Source organism: Nocardioides secundeburneus, assembly GCF_039939255.1.
Taxonomy (GTDB): domain Bacteria; phylum Actinomycetota; class Actinomycetes; order Propionibacteriales; family Nocardioidaceae; genus Nocardioides.
The window spans coordinates 142,144-156,976 of the sequence record NZ_JBDUUE010000003.1 but is presented as its reverse complement, the minus strand read 5'-3'; the positions used below and the strand labels follow the sequence as shown (position 1 = coordinate 156,976).

Sequence of the window (14,833 nt, the reverse complement as noted above, 5' to 3'; positions counted from 1 at the left end):
TCCCTGCGGTGGACCTCGGGGTAGACATGAAAAAACCCCTCGCATGGAGGGGTGGCCGCGCGATCAACGAGTGATCAGCGCGGCTGGCCGAGAAGCAGGCTGTGGGTGCTCACGCCGTGATCGTATCGCGCGTCAGGGCTTGAGCATCATCGGCATCAGGCCGTGCACCTGGGCGACGAGGTCGTCGAGGACCTCCTGGCCGCCGTCCTGGTGGGCGAGCAGTGCCTGCTGGAACAACCCGTCGAGGACGCCGTAGGCCGCGGCCGGCGCGAGGGCGGGCTCGCGGCCCGCGAGCCGGGCGTAACGGTCGACGACGCGCCAGATCATCTGCTGCAGCGTGGAGTCGATGTGGGTGACCGCGTCGCGCAGTCCGGGCTCGAACATGCTCTGTGCCCGCAGGTCGTACCAGAGGCGGTGCATGGGCGCCTCGGTGGAGAGCGTCTCGACGAGCTTGGCGGCGAAGGCGTCGAGCAGGCCGTCGGCCGTGGTCGCGTCGGCGACCACGGAGTCGTAGCGGGTGACGCACTGCGCCTTGTAGTAGCGCACGCAGTAGACGATCAGCTCGAGCTTGTCCTGGAAGTAGTAGTGGACGACGCCGTGGCTGAACTCGGAGTTGGTGGCGATCTCGCGCAGGCTGGCGCGGGCGTAGCCGAGCTCGCCGAGGGTCTGCAGCGCCGACTCGGCCAGCTGGTTGCGGCGCGCGTCGTGCTTCTCAGCCGGCGTGCGGCGGGCCTCCCGGGTCGGGCTCATGCCGCCATCGTGACACAGCGAGCGGCTCGGAGAACACGCGTCCACCCAGACTCTTGACAGTCGTCCAGAAAACCCGTCAGGTTGGTGACGCGCCTCACAGTCCCCATCCCGGGGTGCACCCGACCGACGACGCTCGAGGAGACCGCATGACCGTGTTCGACCTGACCGGACGCACCGCCCTGGTGACCGGTGGAGCCCAAGGACTCGGCGAGGGGATGGCGCGGGCGCTCGCCCGCGCCGGCGCCACCGTCGTCATCGGCGACCTGCAGCACGACCTCGCCGCCACGGTGGCCGGGTCGCTCGGCGACCAGCCCGACCAGCACGCGGCCGTGCACCTCGACGTCACCGACGAGGCGTCGTGGGAGGCCGCGATCGCCACCACCGTCGAGCGCACCGGCCGCCTCGACGTGCTCGTCAACAACGCCGGGGTCGAGATCACCAGCCTGATCACCGAGATCGAGGCCGCCGACGTGCGCACCATGCTCGAGGTCAACGTGCTCGGCACGGCGCTCGGGCTCAAGCACGGCCTGCGCGCGATGCGGCCCGACGGCGCCGCCGGGCAGGGCGGCAGCATCGTCAACATCTCCTCGGTGGCCGCCACCATCGCCTTCCCCGGCATCCCGATCTACTCGGCCACCAAGTCGGCCGTCGACCGGCTCACCCGCGTCTCGGCCATGGAGGCCGGCAAGCTCGGCTACGGCGTCCGCGTCAACTGCGTCTACCCCGGCCTGGTGCCCACCGCGATGGGGCAGGGCCTGGCGGTGAGCATGGCCGACATCGGCCTGTTCGAGTCGCCCGACGCCGCCGTCGGCGCCGTCGTCGAGCAGACGCCGCTCGGCCGGCTCGGCGAGGTCGGCGACATGGCCGACGCCGTGGTCTTCCTGGCCTCCGACGCATCGAGGTTCGTCACCGGCACCGGGCTGTCGGTCGACGGCGGGATGGGGATGTGAGCATGAGCGAGACGAGCGAGAAGAACCAGAAGAAGGTCGTCGTCTACGGCGCGTCCGGCTACACCGGCCGGTTGGTCTGCGAGTACCTGCGCGAGTACGGCGTGCCGTTCGTCGCCGCGGGTCGCTCCGCCGAACGGCTCCAGGAGTCGATGGACGGCCACGTCGCCGGCATCGAGACCGCCGACTACGAGGTCGTCGAGGTCACCCACGACGTCGAGTCACTCACCGATCTGTTCCGCGGCGCGAGCGTCGTGCTCAACACCGTCGGCCCGTTCAGCAAGTGGGGCCCGCAGGTCGTCGAGGCGTGCCTGGCCACCGGCGCCCACTACACCGACACCACCGGTGAGCAGGACTGGCTGATGACCTGCGACGAGACGTACGGCGCCGACTTCGCCGCCGCCGGCCTGCTGCTCGCGCCCGGGATCGCGCACATGTACACCACCGGCGAGATCGCGGCGCAGCTGTGCCTCGAGAAGCCCGGGCTCGACACCCTCGACATCGCGGTGTTCTGGGGCGGCAGCCCGACCATCGCCTCGACGCAGACCATCCTGGTCAACGCCGCCACCTCCGCCGCGCACTACCTCGAGCAGAACGCCTACGTGCCCTTCGACCCCGGGCAGGGTCTGCTGCCCCTCGTCGTGCCAGGCCAGCACGAGCTCGCGCTGTCGCTGCCCTGGGGCGGCACCTCGCACCCGGTCTGGTTCAAGCGCGACCCGCGGGTGGCCAGCTGCAAGGCGCAGGGCGGGGTGTTCAACGCGGCGCTGATGAACGGCGTCCCGCAGATCGTCGCGGCCGCGCTCGAGGCGACCAAGGACATGAACGAGGAGGACCGCGACGCCGCGCTCACCGCCACCGCGGCGCAGGTGATGAACACGATGCCGCCCCGCGAGAACCCGCGGCTCAACAAGTCGCTCGACTCGGTGCACGCCTCCGGTCCGCTGGGCCGGGCGCACTGCGTCATCCACGGCAACCAGAACTACAAGCAGACCGGGCTCCTGCAGGCCTACGCCGCCTACTCGCTCCTGCAGCAGCCGCCGCTGCGGGTGGGCTTCGCGTCGGGGTGCCAGGCCTTCGGGCACCGTGAGCTGCTCGGCGTCCTGCGCGCGTTCGGCCTGGTCGCCGAGCCGGTGCTGACGGTCGAGGGCTGAGCCGGTGGGCGCACGGCTGGTCGACTACCTCGACAAGGGCTGGTCGGTCTCGCCCGATGCGCCCTGCCTCACCACCGACGGCGTCTCCAGCAGCTACGCCGAGGTGCGGGAGCTCAGCTTCCGCATCTCGGCGGGCCTGGCCGCGCAGGGCGTCGGGCGGGGCGACACCGTCGCGATCCTCTCGGCCAACGACCCGGTCGCGTTCGCCACCCTGCTCGGCATCAGCCGGGCCGGCGCGGTCTGGAGCCCGCTCAACCCGCGCAACGAGGCCGGGGAGAATTGCGACCTGCTCGACCTGGTCGGGTGCCGGCTGCTGGCCTTCCAGGCGGCGTTCGCGCCCCTGGTGGAGCGGATCAAGGACGACCTGCCCGACCTGCAGGCCCTCGTCTGCCTCGACGGCCACCTCGACTGGGCCCTCGACTGGTCCGACTTCCTGGACGGCGGCGACGGGGCGGTCGACCGTCCGGCCGCCGACGACCTCGCCGCGATCGTCGGCACCGGCGGCACCACCGGTCGCCCCAAGGGCGTCCGGCTCACCGGGACGAACCTCGAGACGATGACGGCCATCACGCTGATGGCCTACCCCTGGCGCGGCCGGCCGGTCTACCTCGCCCTCGCGCCGCTCACCCACGCGGCCGGCGTCCTGTGCTTCCCGGTGCTCGCGCACGGCGGCGAGATCGTCGTCATGCGGGCACCCGACGTCGGCGGCTTCCTCGAGCACGTCGAGCGCCACGGCGTCACGCACACGTTCCTGCCGCCCACGCTCGTCTACATGGTGCTCGCCCACGAGCGGCTCGAGAGCACGGATCTCTCCAGCCTGCAGTGCTTCTGGTACGGCGCTGCGCCCATGTCCGCGGCCCGGCTCGAGGAGGCCCTGACCCGCATCGGCCCGGTGATGGCCCAGCTGTTCGGCCAGACCGAGGCGCCGATGATGATCTCGACCCTCTCCCCGGCCGAGCACTTCCGCAACGACGGCAGCATCGCCACCGAGCGGCTGTCGTCGGCGGGGCGTCCGGCTCCGCTGGTGACGGTCTCGATCATGGACGGGGAGGGCACCCTGCTCCACCGCGGCGCGACCGGTGAGATCGTCGTCCGGTCGTCGCTCGTGATGGCCGGCTACCATCGCGACCCCGGGGCCACCGCCGAGGCCTCGGCGCACGGCTGGCACCACACCGGCGACGTCGGCTACCTCGACGACGACGGCTACCTCTTCATCGTCGACCGGGCGAAGGACATGGTCATCACCGGCGGCTTCAACGTCTACTCCACCGAGGTCGAGCAGGCCGTGATGGCGCACCCCGACGTGCAGGACTGCGCGGTCGTCGGGCTGCCCGACGAGAAGTGGGGCGAGCGCGTGGTCGCCGTCGTCGAGGCCCGCGGCGGCGCGACGATCGACGGCGCGGCGCTCACCGCGTTCGTGAAGGAGCGCATCGGCAGCGTGAAGGCGCCGAAGCAGGTGGAGGTGTGGGACGACCTGCCGCGCTCGAAGGTCGGCAAGGTGCTCAAGACCGACATCAAGCAGCGGCTGCATGCCGACGACACGGGGGTCAGGGGCTGAGCACCGAGTCGAGGAACGCGACCTGGGCGGCCACCGAGGTGGCGAACGGCTCGCCCTCGTAGATGGCGAAGTGGCCGACGTCGAGGCGGAGCGTCTCGACCCGGCCACCCGCCTTCCGGGCCACGGACTCCACCGCCGTGGGCGGCGCGATGGTGTCGTCGGAGGCGATCACCAGCAGCAACGGCGCCGACACCTTCGAGGCCGCCGCGACCGGGCGGTTGAGCAGGATCAGCAGGATGCCGCGGGCCAGCATCTCGTTGCGGAACGTCGGCCCCATGATCAGCTGATAGCCGGACAGGCCGTCGTGTGAAGTAATCGCGGCCAGCGACCCCGGCTCGCCCACGATCGGCAGCGTGTGACCACGCTGGACGACGCCCCGCAGCGCGTGGGCGGTGAGGCGGAGCACCTGCCGCAGGCCGGCGTAGCGCCGGATCTCCAGCACCGCGGCGAGCCCGTCCATCGCGGCGCCCTGCGAGACGACGGCGGCGATGCGCGGGTCGCGGGCGGCGACGGCGACCACGTGGCCGCCCGAGTACGACGACCCCCACAGCACGACGCGGTCGGCGTCGACGCCGTCCATGGATCGCACGTGGGCGACGACGGCGGCGTAGTCCTCGCGGTGCCGACGGTGGTCGACCGCCTGGCGCGGGATCCCGTCGGAGGTGCCGAACCCGCGGTAGTCGAACACGACGACGTCGGCCCCGGCCGCGGCGAACCGCTCGGCGAAGGGCGCGAGGCCGGCGTCCTTGGTGGCCCCGAACCCGTGCGCCATGACGACGACCGGGCGGCCGGCGGGCGTCGTCCAGGCCCCGGACGACGCCCGGTAGTGCCAGGCCGACAGCCGGACGCCGTGGCTGGTGATGTCGAGGTCGGTGCGGGGGTTCGTCACCCTACGATCACAGCATGACTGTCAACGACATGTTCCGTCTCGACGGCAAGGTCGCCGTCGTGACCGGCGCCTCCAGCGGCCTCGGCGTCGCCTTCGCGCAAGGTCTGGCCGAGGCCGGCGCCGACGTGGTGCTCGGCGCCCGCCGGGTCGACCGCCTGGCCGAGACCGCCGCCCTCGTCGAGGCCACAGGCCGCAGGGCCCTCACCGTCGCCACCGACGTCGCCGACCCCGACTCCTGCACCAACCTGGTCGCGCTGGCGATGGAGGAGTTCGGCCGGGTCGACGTGCTCGTCAACAACGCCGGCGTCGGCACCGCCGTGCCGGCGACGCGGGAGACGCCGGACGAGTTCCGGGGCGTCATCGACGTCAACCTCAACGGCTGCTACTGGATGGCGCAGGCGTGCGGTCGCGTCATGCAGCCCGGCTCGAGCATCGTCAACATCTCCTCGGTGCTCGGCATCACCACCGCGGGCCTCCCCCAGGCCGCGTACGCGTCGTCCAAGGCCGGGCTCATCGGCCTCACCCGCGACCTGGCCCAGCAGTGGACCGGGCGCAAGGGCATCCGGGTCAACGCGATCGCCCCGGGCTTCTTCGTCTCCGAGATGACCGACACCTACCCGCCCGGCTACCTCGACTCGCAGCTGCCGCGCATCCCCGCCGGCCGCAAGGGCGACCCGGCCGAGCTCACCGCGGCCGTCGTCTTCCTCGCCTCCGACGCCGGTGGCTACGTGACCGGGCAGACCCTCGCCGTCGACGGCGGGATGACGATCACCTGAGGTGGTGTGCGTACCGTGAGCACGCACCCCGGCCGCGGGGGTGGACATCCGACGGCGGCCGGGGTGCGAGCGTCTGCGGCGCCTACTGGTCGAGGTAGGCGACGACGACCGACGGCCGCGGGAAGTCGTCGGTGTGCGGCCACGTGCTGGCCTGCTCCTCGAAGGTCGCGCCGGTGATCTCGCCCGGGTGCTGGACGGCGACGAACAGCGAGCGGTCCCTGTCGGCGACCAGCGGGCCGCACGCCTCGGCGCCCTTGGGCACGGTGAGGAACTGCGTCACCCGGCCACGGTCCGGGCCCGTCACCGGCACGCGGAAGACGCCGTCGTTGGAGCCGAGCGCGTTGCCGTCGGTGGAGATCCACAGGTTGCCGACGCTGTCGAAGGCGACGTTGTCGGGGCAGCTGATCGGGCTCACCCGCCGCTTGTCGAAGCCGCCGAACCAGGTCTCGGCGGCAGCCGGGTCGCCGCAGACGAGCATCAGGTTCCAGCTGAACCGGCGTCCGGCGTGGCCGTCGCGGGCGGTCTCCTCGAGCTCGAGCACGTAGCCGTTGCGGTTGCCCGAGGCCGACGTGAGCGGCGCGCCGATCGAGGCCCGCACCATGGACGACGCCAGCGGGTTGGCCTCGTCGACCGGCATCGCCGCGCTGCCGCGGTTGGAGTTGTTGGTCAGCGCGGCGTAGATGCGGCCGTTGACCGGGTTGGGCTCGACGTCCTCGGGTCGGTCCATCTTGGTGGGCCCGACCCTGTCGGCGGCGAGCCGGGTGAAGATGAGCACGTCGTTCACCGACATCCCGGGCACGAAGGACTCCCGGTCGGTGCACAGGCGGATCCACTCGCCGGTGCCGTCGAAGCGCCCGTCCTGGGAGCCGTCCCCGGTGAGCCGGGCGACGTAGAGGGTGCCCTCGGTGAGCAGCTCGAGGTTGTGACGGCGTGCGGCGCGGTTGCCGCGGGGGTCGTAGGCCCGGCGGGAGACGAACTTGTAGAGGTAGTCGCCGCGCTCGTCGTCGCCCATGTATGCCACGGCCTGGCCCGTCTCGGCGATGGTGACGTTGGCGCCCTCGTGCTTGAAGCGCCCGAGCATCGTGTGCTTGCGCGGGGCACCGTCGGGGTCGTGGGGGTCGACCTCGACGACCCAGCCGAACCGGTGGGCCTCGTGCGGCTCGCGGGTGAGGTCGAAGCGGGCGTCGACGCTGCTCCATCCCTTGCCCTGGCCGGTGATGCCGTAGCGCGCGTACTCGGCGGAGTAGCGGGGGTCGAGCCCGGCCGAGGCGTCGAAGTACTGGTTGATGTTCTCCTCGCCGGAGAGCACCGTGCCCCACGGCGTCATGCCGCCCGCGCAGTTGTTCAGGGTGCCGAGCACCGTGCGGCCGCGCCGGTCCGCCGACGTGCGCAGCCGCGGGTCGCCGACGGCGGGGCCGGTCAGCTCGAAGGAGGTGTCGATGGTGATGCGGCGGTTCTCGGGGGTGCGGCGGCTGGGCTCGACCCGCTTCCACGAACCGGGGACGAGACCGCGGCGCACGCGGAGCACCGACATGCCGTGGTTGACCATGGCGATCGCCTTGATCTCGTCGTCGGTGTAGGTGTCGGCGGGGAACATGAGGTTCTCGTCGGTGTACTCGTGGTTCACCACGAGCAGCGCCTCGTCGCCGGGGACCGCCGCGTCGGGGTCGCGGCGCTTGAACGGGTCGAGGGGCAGCAGACCGACGTAGTCGCAGTTGTAGCCGAACTGCGTGCGGGCGGCCTCGACCGACTGCCGGTGCGCGTCGAACGCCGGACCGGCCACGACCGGGTCGCCCCAGCGGACGACGACGGCGGAGGTGAAGGACGGCGCGGTCACCAGCGCGTCCCGCCTGTTCGGCTCCACCGCCGACCACGTCCCGGTCAGCGCGGCCCCCCGGCCCGAGGGCCCGCCGGAGGGTCGGCCGGAGGGGCCGGGGCGGTGGGGCGCGGCCGCGGCCGCACCGGCCGTCGCCGTCGCCGCGGCGCCACCGACGGCCAGCGCCGTGCCGCCGAGCAGCGCGCTCTGCAGCAGCCCGCGGCGTCCGACGACCTTCGCGATCTCGTCCTGCACGTGCCCGTTCTCCGAGCGGTTGGGCTCGGGGTGGTCGCAGGCGTTGCCGCACTTGAACAGGCAGGTCATCGGGTCGCGCGAGGTGCGCCCGTGGGCACCGATCGCGTCGTGCTTCGGGGTGATCGGGAGGAGTCGACGAGTGCCGGAGGATTCGGTACTGAGAGTCATGATCGAGAAGGTAGGCGCGGCGGGCGGATGGCCCTCCACCTCGAGGTGAACGGCGGGCGACGGACGTCCGTCGGCACGGTGTCGCCGGTCGCCCAGCGGCCACCTGATCGTCATGCCCGGGACCCCTGGGCGATGCCGTGAGGTGTGGCGCGACCGGTTGGTTGGCACGTGGACATCCGACCGAAAGGAAGCACCCTCGTGCGACGCAGTACTCGCAAGACCCTGGCCGTGGCCACCCTCGCCACGACCGCCGCTCTCGGCGTCACCGCCGCCTTCGCCGTCCCCGGCGCCACGCAGCGCGTCGACCCCGGCTTCACCCAGGACCGCTCGGGCGAGCTGGCCGCCCAGATCGACCCGGCCAAGCCCCAGAACGTCATCCTCATCATCGGCGACGGCATGGACGACTCGATGATCACCGCCGCACGCAACTACTCGGTCGGCGCCGACGGCCGGTTCGCCGGCCTCGACAACCTGCCGTTCACCGGCGCGATGACGACGCACGGCCTCAAGGTCGGCGCGAACCCCGCGGACTATCAGTTGGCCTACGTCTCCGACTCGGCCCCGACCGCCTCCGGCTGGTCGACCGGCAAGAAGACCGTCGACGGGCGCCTCTCGCAGGGCCCCAGCGCCGCCGCCAACATCCCCGGCGAGAACTACAAGACGGTGCTCGAGACCTACCAGGAGCAGGACTGGCTCGTCGGCAACGTGTCGACCGCCGAGATCACCGACGCCACGCCGGCCGCCGCCGCGTCGCACATCAGCCAGCGCGGCTGCCAGGGCCCGACCGACATGGCGAACTGCGCGGTCGAGAAGAAGTCGGCGACGCCCCCCGGCCTCGGCTCGGTCGCCGAGCAGCTCGTCGACCACGACATCGACGTCCTCATGGGTGGCGGCAAGCAGCGCTTCACCCAGGCCACCGACGCCGGCTCCACGCCGCTCGCCGACGCCCAGGCCAACGGCGCCCGCCTGGTCGAGACCGAGGCCGCGATGAACGCGATCACCTCGCTCGACGACGGACCGGTGCTCGGGCTGTTCACCAACGGCAACATGACGCCGAAGTACAACCAGCTGGTCGCCGCCGCTCCCCCGGGATCCGGCAGCGCCACCACGCGGTGCACCGAGGCCGACCGCGGCGCGCAGCCCGACTTCTCCGAGATGACCGCCAAGGCGATCGAGCTGCTCGACAACGACAACGGCTTCTTCCTGCAGGCCGAGAGCGCCATGATCGACAAGCAGGAGCACGCCTCCGACATCTGCGGCGCGATCGGTGACCTCGAGGAGCTCGACGAGGCCGTGCAGGTCGCGCTCGACTTCCAGGCCGACAACCCCGACACGCTCATCATCGTCACCGGTGACCACGCGCACTCGACCCAGATCGTCGGCGACGGCTCGCAGGGCCGTCAGACCGCGACCGTGCAGACCTTCGACGGCGACCCGATGAGCGTGGCCTACTCGACGTCCGCCTCGGGCTCCAACCACACCGGCGCCCAGATCCGCGTCGCCGCCTCCGGCCCGCAGGCCGCCAACGTCACCGGCGTCATCGACCAGACCGACCTGTTCGCCACGCTGCTCGGACGCACCCCGAGCACGCTGCCCCCGGGCCCGACGCCGCCCGCCCCGCCGGCCACCCCGCTCAAGCCGTCGGTCTCCGTCGCCGCCCAGCCGTCGATCCGCCGCGCGGTGCTGAAGAAGGCCGGTCTGCCGGTCTCGATCGCCGCCGCCGGCACCACCCAGGTCACGCTCACCGTGCGCAACAAGGGCAAGGTCCTGCTGACCAAGACGGTCTCGCCCCGCGGCACCACCGCCTGGGTGAAGATCAAGAGGAACATCACCGGCCCGCTGACCCTCCAGGTCCGCGGCACCGGCAAGGGTGGCACCGCCACCGCGACCAAGACGGTCCGCACGCGGTGAACTGCCTCGCTTCGCTTCGGCTGCTGCGGCGCCTTTGAGCGACCGTCTCCGTCGCGGCCCGTGTGGTCGGGCTGACCTTCGGTAGGCAGCCGCGCCGGACACGATCGCGCGCCGCAGCGCAGCAGGGCGGAAGTTGCGGGCCGGCGTCCTCCGCGGACGCCGGCCCGTGCCGCGTCGGTCTCCTCGGCCCGCCGTCAGCCGCTCGAGGCGGGACCGCGCCGGGTCCAGCGAGCCCGGGCGTGCAGGTAGGCCGGCGCGCTCGCGTAGCCCAGGCGCGCCGCGAGGTCGTCGAGCGGCAGCGTGGAGCGTCCGGCGGTGAGCGCCTCGGCCATCGACGAGCGCACCTCGTCGACGAGCTCGCGGTAGGAGACGCCCTCCTCGGCGAGGCGCCGCCGCAGCGTCCGCTCGGTCCAGCCGAGCGAGGCGGCGACGTCCGGCATCGGTGCGCCGTCGCGCAGCCGCTGGACGACGAGCACGCGCACCTCGGCGGCCAGGCCCGTGCGGGCACGACGCCGGTCGACCACGTCGCGGCACACCGTGGCCGCCGCCTCGAGCGCGTCGGCGCTGCGCCCGGGCAGCGGTCTGTCGAGCTGGTCGGCACCGAACTCGAGCGTCGACCGGTCGCCGTCGATGCTCAGCCGGGCGCCCACCCCGCCGGGCACGAGCTCCTCGACCACCTGCCGCACGGCCTCGGCGTCACGTTCGAGCAGGAACCGCCGGACGTCGTCCGGCAGGTCGACGGCGTCCTGGACGACCAGCACGCGCTCGCCCACCACCTCGGCCCGCGGGAGGGCGAACGCGAAGCTGAGGTCGATGAAGCGCGCCGCGGTCGCCATCGCCTCGAGCACCGTGCGCGACGACCGCACCGCGTACCCGAACGCCCCGAAGGTCGCGGCCCGGTAGGTGGCGCCCACCTCGAGCCCGACCTCGCCGAGCTCGCTGCGCAGCGTGCGGACGACGCGCAGCTCCTGCGCCGCCGTCACCTCGCGGCCGGCGTCGTCGAGGTCGGCGGGGCCCAGGCCCGTGCCGGCGAGGCACCGCCGCGCGCCCAGCCCGTGGCTCTGCCCGTAGCGCACGAGCACCGCGACCCCGGTCACGTCGCGCGCGAAGCCCCAGTCGTCGGCGGCGGGCTCGAAGCGCATGTCCGCAATTATCAACCCGATTCGCCCGAGCGGCTATGGCCGGCGCGCGCGGCGTCCTAGCGTCGACGCCATGGCTTCCCAGAACGGACCCCGCGTCGTCGTCATCGGCTCCGGCTTCGGTGGGCTCGGCGCCGCCCGGGCCCTGCTGCAGCGGGGCATCACCGACGTCACGATCCTCGAACGGGCCGACGCCACCGGCGGCGTGTGGCGCGACAACACCTACCCGGGCGCGGCGTGCGACGTCCCCTCGCCGCTCTACTCGTGGTCGTGGGCGCTCAACCCGGCCTGGGGACGGCGCTACTCGCAGCAGCCGGAGATCCTCGCCTACCTGCGTGCGGCCGCCGAGCGCGAGGGACTCACCGACCTCGTCGTGTTCGACGCGGCCGTCACCTCGTGCACCTGGGACGACGACGCCGCGACCTGGCAGGTCGCCTGCGCCGACGGCTCCACCTACGAGGCCGACGTCGTCGTCTCGGCGATGGGCCAGCTCTCGAACCCCGTCGTCCCCGACCTGCCGGGGCTCGAGACCTTCGCCGGGCCCGCCTTCCACTCCGCGCAGTGGCGCCACGACGTCGACCTGACCGGGCGGCGCGTGGCGGTCATCGGCACGGGAGCCAGCGCCATCCAGTTCGTGCCCGGCATCGTCGACCGGGTCGGCGCGATGACGGTGTTCCAGCGCTCGGCCCCCTACGTCGTGCCGAAACCCGACCAGGAGTACCGCAACCACCACCACCGGGCCTTCGACCGGTGGCCGGGCCTGCTGCGTGGCGAGCGGCGCACCGTCTTCTGGCTGTCGGAGAGGCTGAACGCCGCACTCGGCGGCCAGGTGCCGTGGTCGAAGCCGTTCCTGGCCGCCGTGAAGGCCGCCTGGCGGCTGCACCTGCGCCGCCAGGTGCGAGACGAGACGCTACGCGCCCAGCTCGTGCCCGACTACGACATCGGCTGCAAGCGCATCCTGTTCTCCAACGACTGGTACCCCGCCCTCGCCCGCGAGCACGTCGACGTCGTCACCCACGCCGTCGGTGCCGTGGAGCCCGGCGGCGTGCGCACCGACGACGGCACCCTGCACGAGGCCGACGTGATCATCTGGGGCACCGGGTTCGCGGCCACGGGGTTCCTCGCCGGGGTCGCGGTCACCGGCGTCGGCGACGCCGACCTGCACGAGCGGTGGGCGGACGGCGCCCACGCCCACCTCGGCCTGTCCGTGCCCGGCTTCCCGAACTTCTTCACGATCTACGGCCCCAACACCAACCTCGGCGGCAGCTCGATCATCGGCATGATGGAGGCCCAGGCCGACTACGTCGCGCAGGTGGTCGCCCGCCTCGCCGCCATCGGTCCCGGACGCCGGGTCGAGGTGCTGCCCGACGTCGAGGCCGCCTACGACGCGGAGATGCAACGACGCCTTCACGACTCCGCGTGGTCGGGCTGCGAGAGCTGGTACGTCGACGGCTCGCGCATCACCACGAACTGGCCGGGCCGGGTCGCGGAGTACCAGGAGCGCACCGCCGTCGTCGACTGGGACGAGCTGGTCGTGCGCTGAGCCCGTGCCGGGCGGTGCCACCTGGGTCGCTCCGTCCCAGCCGTCCCGTCGGCCGGTCGTCCCGAACGTCACAAGGGTGGAGTCCGGGCACGCAACCCGGCCCGACGACGTCCCCGACTCCACCATGGTGAAGTCCGGGCGTCGGGAGCGGCAGACAATGACGAAGGCCCGGTCGTGATCGACCGGGCCTTCGTGTTCGGGTGGAGGTGAGGGGACTCGAACCCCTGACCCCCTGCATGCCATGCAGGTGCGCTACCAGCTGCGCCACACCCCCGCGAACTGGAGAGAACATTACCCAATGCCCCGGGCGGACGTGAAATCGGGGTTACCCGACCGAGCGTCCGTAGGCCTGCAGCCGCAGGACGCCGTCGGCCGAGTGCTCGTGCAGCGCGGCCCAGTGGCAGTTGCCGAGCGCCCCGAGGGTGCGGAAGACGCCGTCGGGCCAGGCGAGCAGGGCGCCGACGGCGACGCGGATCGCGGCGCCGTGGCTGACCGCGACGGCGGTCTGGCCGGGCTCGGTCGCGGCGAGCAGGTCGTGCAGGGCGGCCAGCATCCGCTCGTGGACGACGCCCGTCGGCTCGGCGTGCGTCACCTGCTCGTAGTCGCCGCGACGCAGGGCGGCGAGGCTGTCGGGGTCGCGATCGGCGAGGTCGTCGTGGGTGAGGCCCTCGTAGGGGCCGAAGCCGAACTCGCGCAGGCGCGCGTCGAAGGTGACCTCGAGCCCGCAGGCCGCGGCGACGGGGGCCACGGTCTGCCGGGTGCGCTCGAGGTCGGAGCTCCAGACGACGGCCGGCGACAACGCCGCGACGGCCGGGGCGACCGCCTCGGCCTGGGCGCGGCCGACGTCGTCGAGGCCGACGTCGAGCTGACCCTGGAGGCGTCGCTCGTGGTTGAAGGCCGTGCGGCCGTGACGGAGCAGGACGAGGGTGCGGGTCACCGCTCGTGCGAGACGACGTCGGCCGGCAGCTTGATGGTCGGGCAGTCGCGCCACAGCCGCTCGAGGGCGTAGAACTGCCGCTCCTCCTCGTGCTGCACGTGCACGACGATCTCGCCGTAGTCGATGAGCACCCATCGGCCGTCGCGCTCGCCCTCGCGGCGGATCGGCTTGGCGCCGATCTCGCGAAGCTTGTCCTCGACCTCGTCGACGATCGACTTCACCTGCCGGTCGTTGCTGGCCGAGGCGAGCACGAAGGCGTCGGTGATGGCGAGCTGGTCGCTGACGTCGAAGGCGATGATCTGGCTGGCCAGCTTGTCGCTCGCGGCACGGGCGGCGGCGACGACGAGCTCGATCGCGTGGTCGGTGGCGGTCATGAGGGTGCAACTTCCGAATAGAGGTGGTGCTTGTGGATGTACTGCACCACACCGTCGGGCACGAGGTACCAGACGGGGCGGCCGGCGCGTTGCCGCTCGCGGCAGTCGGTGGAGCTGATGGACAGGGCGGGGATCTCGAGCAAGGTGACCCGGTCGTGCGGGATCGCCTCGACCGTCGACTCCGACAGGTCGGCTCCGGGGCGGGTGCAGCCGACGAAGTGGGCGAGCTCGAAGAGCCGCTCGGCGTCGCGCCAGCTGAAGATCTCCGAGAGCGCGTCGGCGCCGGTGATGAAGTAGAGGTCGGCGTCGGGCAGCTCGGCGGCGAGGTCGCGCAGGGTGTCGATCGTGTACGTGGGGCCGTGGCGGTCGACGTCGACGCGGGAGACGCGGAATCGCGGGTTGGCCGCGGTGGCCACGACCGTCATCAGGTAGCGGTGCTCGGCCGGCGAGACGGCGCGGTCGGACTTCTGCCACGGCTGACCGGTCGGCACGAAGACGACCTCGTCGAGGTCGAACCACGACTGCACCTCGGAGGCGGCCACGAGGTGCCCGTGGTGGATGGGGTCGAAGGTGCCGCCCATGACGCCGACCCGGCGCCGGGGGGTGGCTGGCACGCCGT

Annotated in this window: 13 protein-coding genes and 1 tRNA gene; 6 read left to right on the top strand and 8 right to left on the bottom strand. The window is 72.5% G+C overall.

From position 1 onward, the window contains the following. Positions 1 to 132 precede the first annotated feature (132 nt). The gene (locus ABFT23_RS08850) at positions 133 to 750 is read right to left on the bottom strand and encodes a TetR/AcrR family transcriptional regulator (RefSeq protein ID WP_347894309.1); all 618 of its coding nucleotides are present in this window, start codon (positions 748 to 750) and stop codon (positions 133 to 135) included. 146 nt (positions 751 to 896) lie between these two features. On the opposite strand from ABFT23_RS08850, the gene ABFT23_RS08845 reads away from it, so the two are divergent. From ABFT23_RS08845 to ABFT23_RS08835, 3 genes are read left to right on the top strand one after another with little or no spacing between them, the layout of a single operon-like run. Then, positions 897 to 1,700 (top strand): SDR family NAD(P)-dependent oxidoreductase, encoded by an 804-nt coding sequence (locus ABFT23_RS08845; RefSeq protein WP_347894307.1) that lies wholly within the window; start codon positions 897 to 899, stop codon positions 1,698 to 1,700. A 2-nt stretch (positions 1,701 to 1,702) separates the two neighbouring features. Continuing rightward, positions 1,703 to 2,848: a DUF5938 domain-containing protein gene (locus ABFT23_RS08840; protein WP_347894305.1), complete on the top strand. Its 1,146-nt coding sequence runs from the start codon at positions 1,703 to 1,705 to the stop codon at positions 2,846 to 2,848. Positions 2,849 to 2,852: 4 nt separating this feature from the next. Further along, on the top strand, positions 2,853 to 4,406 hold the full coding sequence (locus ABFT23_RS08835; protein ID WP_347894303.1) for an AMP-binding protein: 1,554 nt from the start codon (positions 2,853 to 2,855) through the stop codon (positions 4,404 to 4,406). Here ABFT23_RS08835 and ABFT23_RS08830 read toward each other — a convergent pair. Next, complete coding sequence (locus ABFT23_RS08830) at positions 4,396 to 5,295, bottom strand: alpha/beta hydrolase (protein ID WP_347894301.1); 900 nt, start codon at positions 5,293 to 5,295, stop codon at positions 4,396 to 4,398. The genes ABFT23_RS08835 and ABFT23_RS08830 overlap by 11 nt on opposite strands. Positions 5,296 to 5,309: 14 nt before the next feature. Here ABFT23_RS08830 and ABFT23_RS08825 point away from each other — a divergent pair, with 14 nt between their 5' ends. Then, positions 5,310 to 6,071, top strand: coding sequence for an SDR family NAD(P)-dependent oxidoreductase (locus ABFT23_RS08825; protein ID WP_347894299.1), 762 nt, complete (start codon positions 5,310 to 5,312; stop codon positions 6,069 to 6,071). An 82-nt stretch (positions 6,072 to 6,153) separates the two neighbouring features. Here ABFT23_RS08825 and ABFT23_RS08820 read toward each other — a convergent pair whose 3' ends face one another. Continuing rightward, positions 6,154 to 8,310: a PhoX family protein gene (locus tag ABFT23_RS08820; protein ID WP_347894297.1), complete on the bottom strand. Its 2,157-nt coding sequence runs from the start codon at positions 8,308 to 8,310 to the stop codon at positions 6,154 to 6,156. A gap of 198 nt (positions 8,311 to 8,508) precedes the next feature. On the opposite strand from ABFT23_RS08820, the gene ABFT23_RS08815 reads away from it, so the two are divergent. Beyond that, the gene (locus ABFT23_RS08815) at positions 8,509 to 10,221 is read left to right on the top strand and encodes an alkaline phosphatase (protein ID WP_347894295.1); all 1,713 of its coding nucleotides are present in this window, start codon (positions 8,509 to 8,511) and stop codon (positions 10,219 to 10,221) included. 194 nt (positions 10,222 to 10,415) lie between these two features. On the opposite strand, the gene ABFT23_RS08810 is transcribed toward ABFT23_RS08815, so the two are convergent. Next, positions 10,416 to 11,363: an AraC family transcriptional regulator gene (locus ABFT23_RS08810; protein ID WP_347894293.1), complete on the bottom strand. Its 948-nt coding sequence runs from the start codon at positions 11,361 to 11,363 to the stop codon at positions 10,416 to 10,418. Positions 11,364 to 11,433: 70 nt separating this feature from the next. On the opposite strand from ABFT23_RS08810, the gene ABFT23_RS08805 reads away from it, so the two are divergent. Further along, positions 11,434 to 12,903, top strand: a complete 1,470-nt coding sequence (locus tag ABFT23_RS08805) for a flavin-containing monooxygenase (protein ID WP_347894291.1) — start codon at positions 11,434 to 11,436, stop codon at positions 12,901 to 12,903. 201 nt (positions 12,904 to 13,104) lie between these two features. Here the strand turns inward: ABFT23_RS08805 and ABFT23_RS08800 are convergent. The 4 genes from ABFT23_RS08800 to nadD all read right to left on the bottom strand — a co-directional run bounded on the left by ABFT23_RS08800 (position 13,105) and on the right by nadD (position 14,828). Continuing rightward, positions 13,105 to 13,177 (bottom strand) — tRNA-Ala (locus tag ABFT23_RS08800). Positions 13,178 to 13,228: 51 nt separating this feature from the next. Continuing rightward, positions 13,229 to 13,840: a histidine phosphatase family protein gene (locus tag ABFT23_RS08795; protein WP_347894289.1), complete on the bottom strand. Its 612-nt coding sequence runs from the start codon at positions 13,838 to 13,840 to the stop codon at positions 13,229 to 13,231. Beyond that, positions 13,837 to 14,214, bottom strand: coding sequence for a ribosome silencing factor (gene rsfS, locus ABFT23_RS08790; protein ID WP_347894287.1), 378 nt, complete (start codon positions 14,212 to 14,214; stop codon positions 13,837 to 13,839). The genes ABFT23_RS08795 and rsfS overlap by 4 nt, the downstream gene beginning before the upstream one ends. Continuing rightward, complete coding sequence (gene nadD / locus ABFT23_RS08785; RefSeq protein ID WP_347894285.1) at positions 14,211 to 14,828, bottom strand: nicotinate-nucleotide adenylyltransferase; 618 nt, start codon at positions 14,826 to 14,828, stop codon at positions 14,211 to 14,213. Before nadD ends, rsfS begins: the two co-directional genes overlap by 4 nt. Positions 14,829 to 14,833: the final 5 nt, after the last annotated feature.

What these genes read in the sequence shown, in the direction of transcription:
- ABFT23_RS08820 (WP_347894297.1), bottom strand. Translation starts at nt 8,310, where the DNA reads ATGACTCTCAGTACCGAATCCTCCGGCACTCGTCGACTCCTCCCGATC.
- ABFT23_RS08825 (WP_347894299.1), top strand. Translation starts at nt 5,310, where the DNA reads ATGACTGTCAACGACATGTTCCGTCTCGACGGCAAGGTCGCCGTCGTG.
- ABFT23_RS08840 (WP_347894305.1), top strand. Translation starts at nt 1,703, where the DNA reads ATGAGCGAGACGAGCGAGAAGAACCAGAAGAAGGTCGTCGTCTACGGC.
- ABFT23_RS08810 (WP_347894293.1), bottom strand. Translation starts at nt 11,363, where the DNA reads ATGCGCTTCGAGCCCGCCGCCGACGACTGGGGCTTCGCGCGCGACGTG.
- ABFT23_RS08805 (WP_347894291.1), top strand. Translation starts at nt 11,434, where the DNA reads ATGGCTTCCCAGAACGGACCCCGCGTCGTCGTCATCGGCTCCGGCTTC.
- ABFT23_RS08850 (WP_347894309.1), bottom strand. Translation starts at nt 750, where the DNA reads ATGAGCCCGACCCGGGAGGCCCGCCGCACGCCGGCTGAGAAGCACGAC.
- ABFT23_RS08845 (WP_347894307.1), top strand. Translation starts at nt 897, where the DNA reads ATGACCGTGTTCGACCTGACCGGACGCACCGCCCTGGTGACCGGTGGA.
- rsfS (WP_347894287.1), bottom strand. Translation starts at nt 14,214, where the DNA reads ATGACCGCCACCGACCACGCGATCGAGCTCGTCGTCGCCGCCGCCCGT.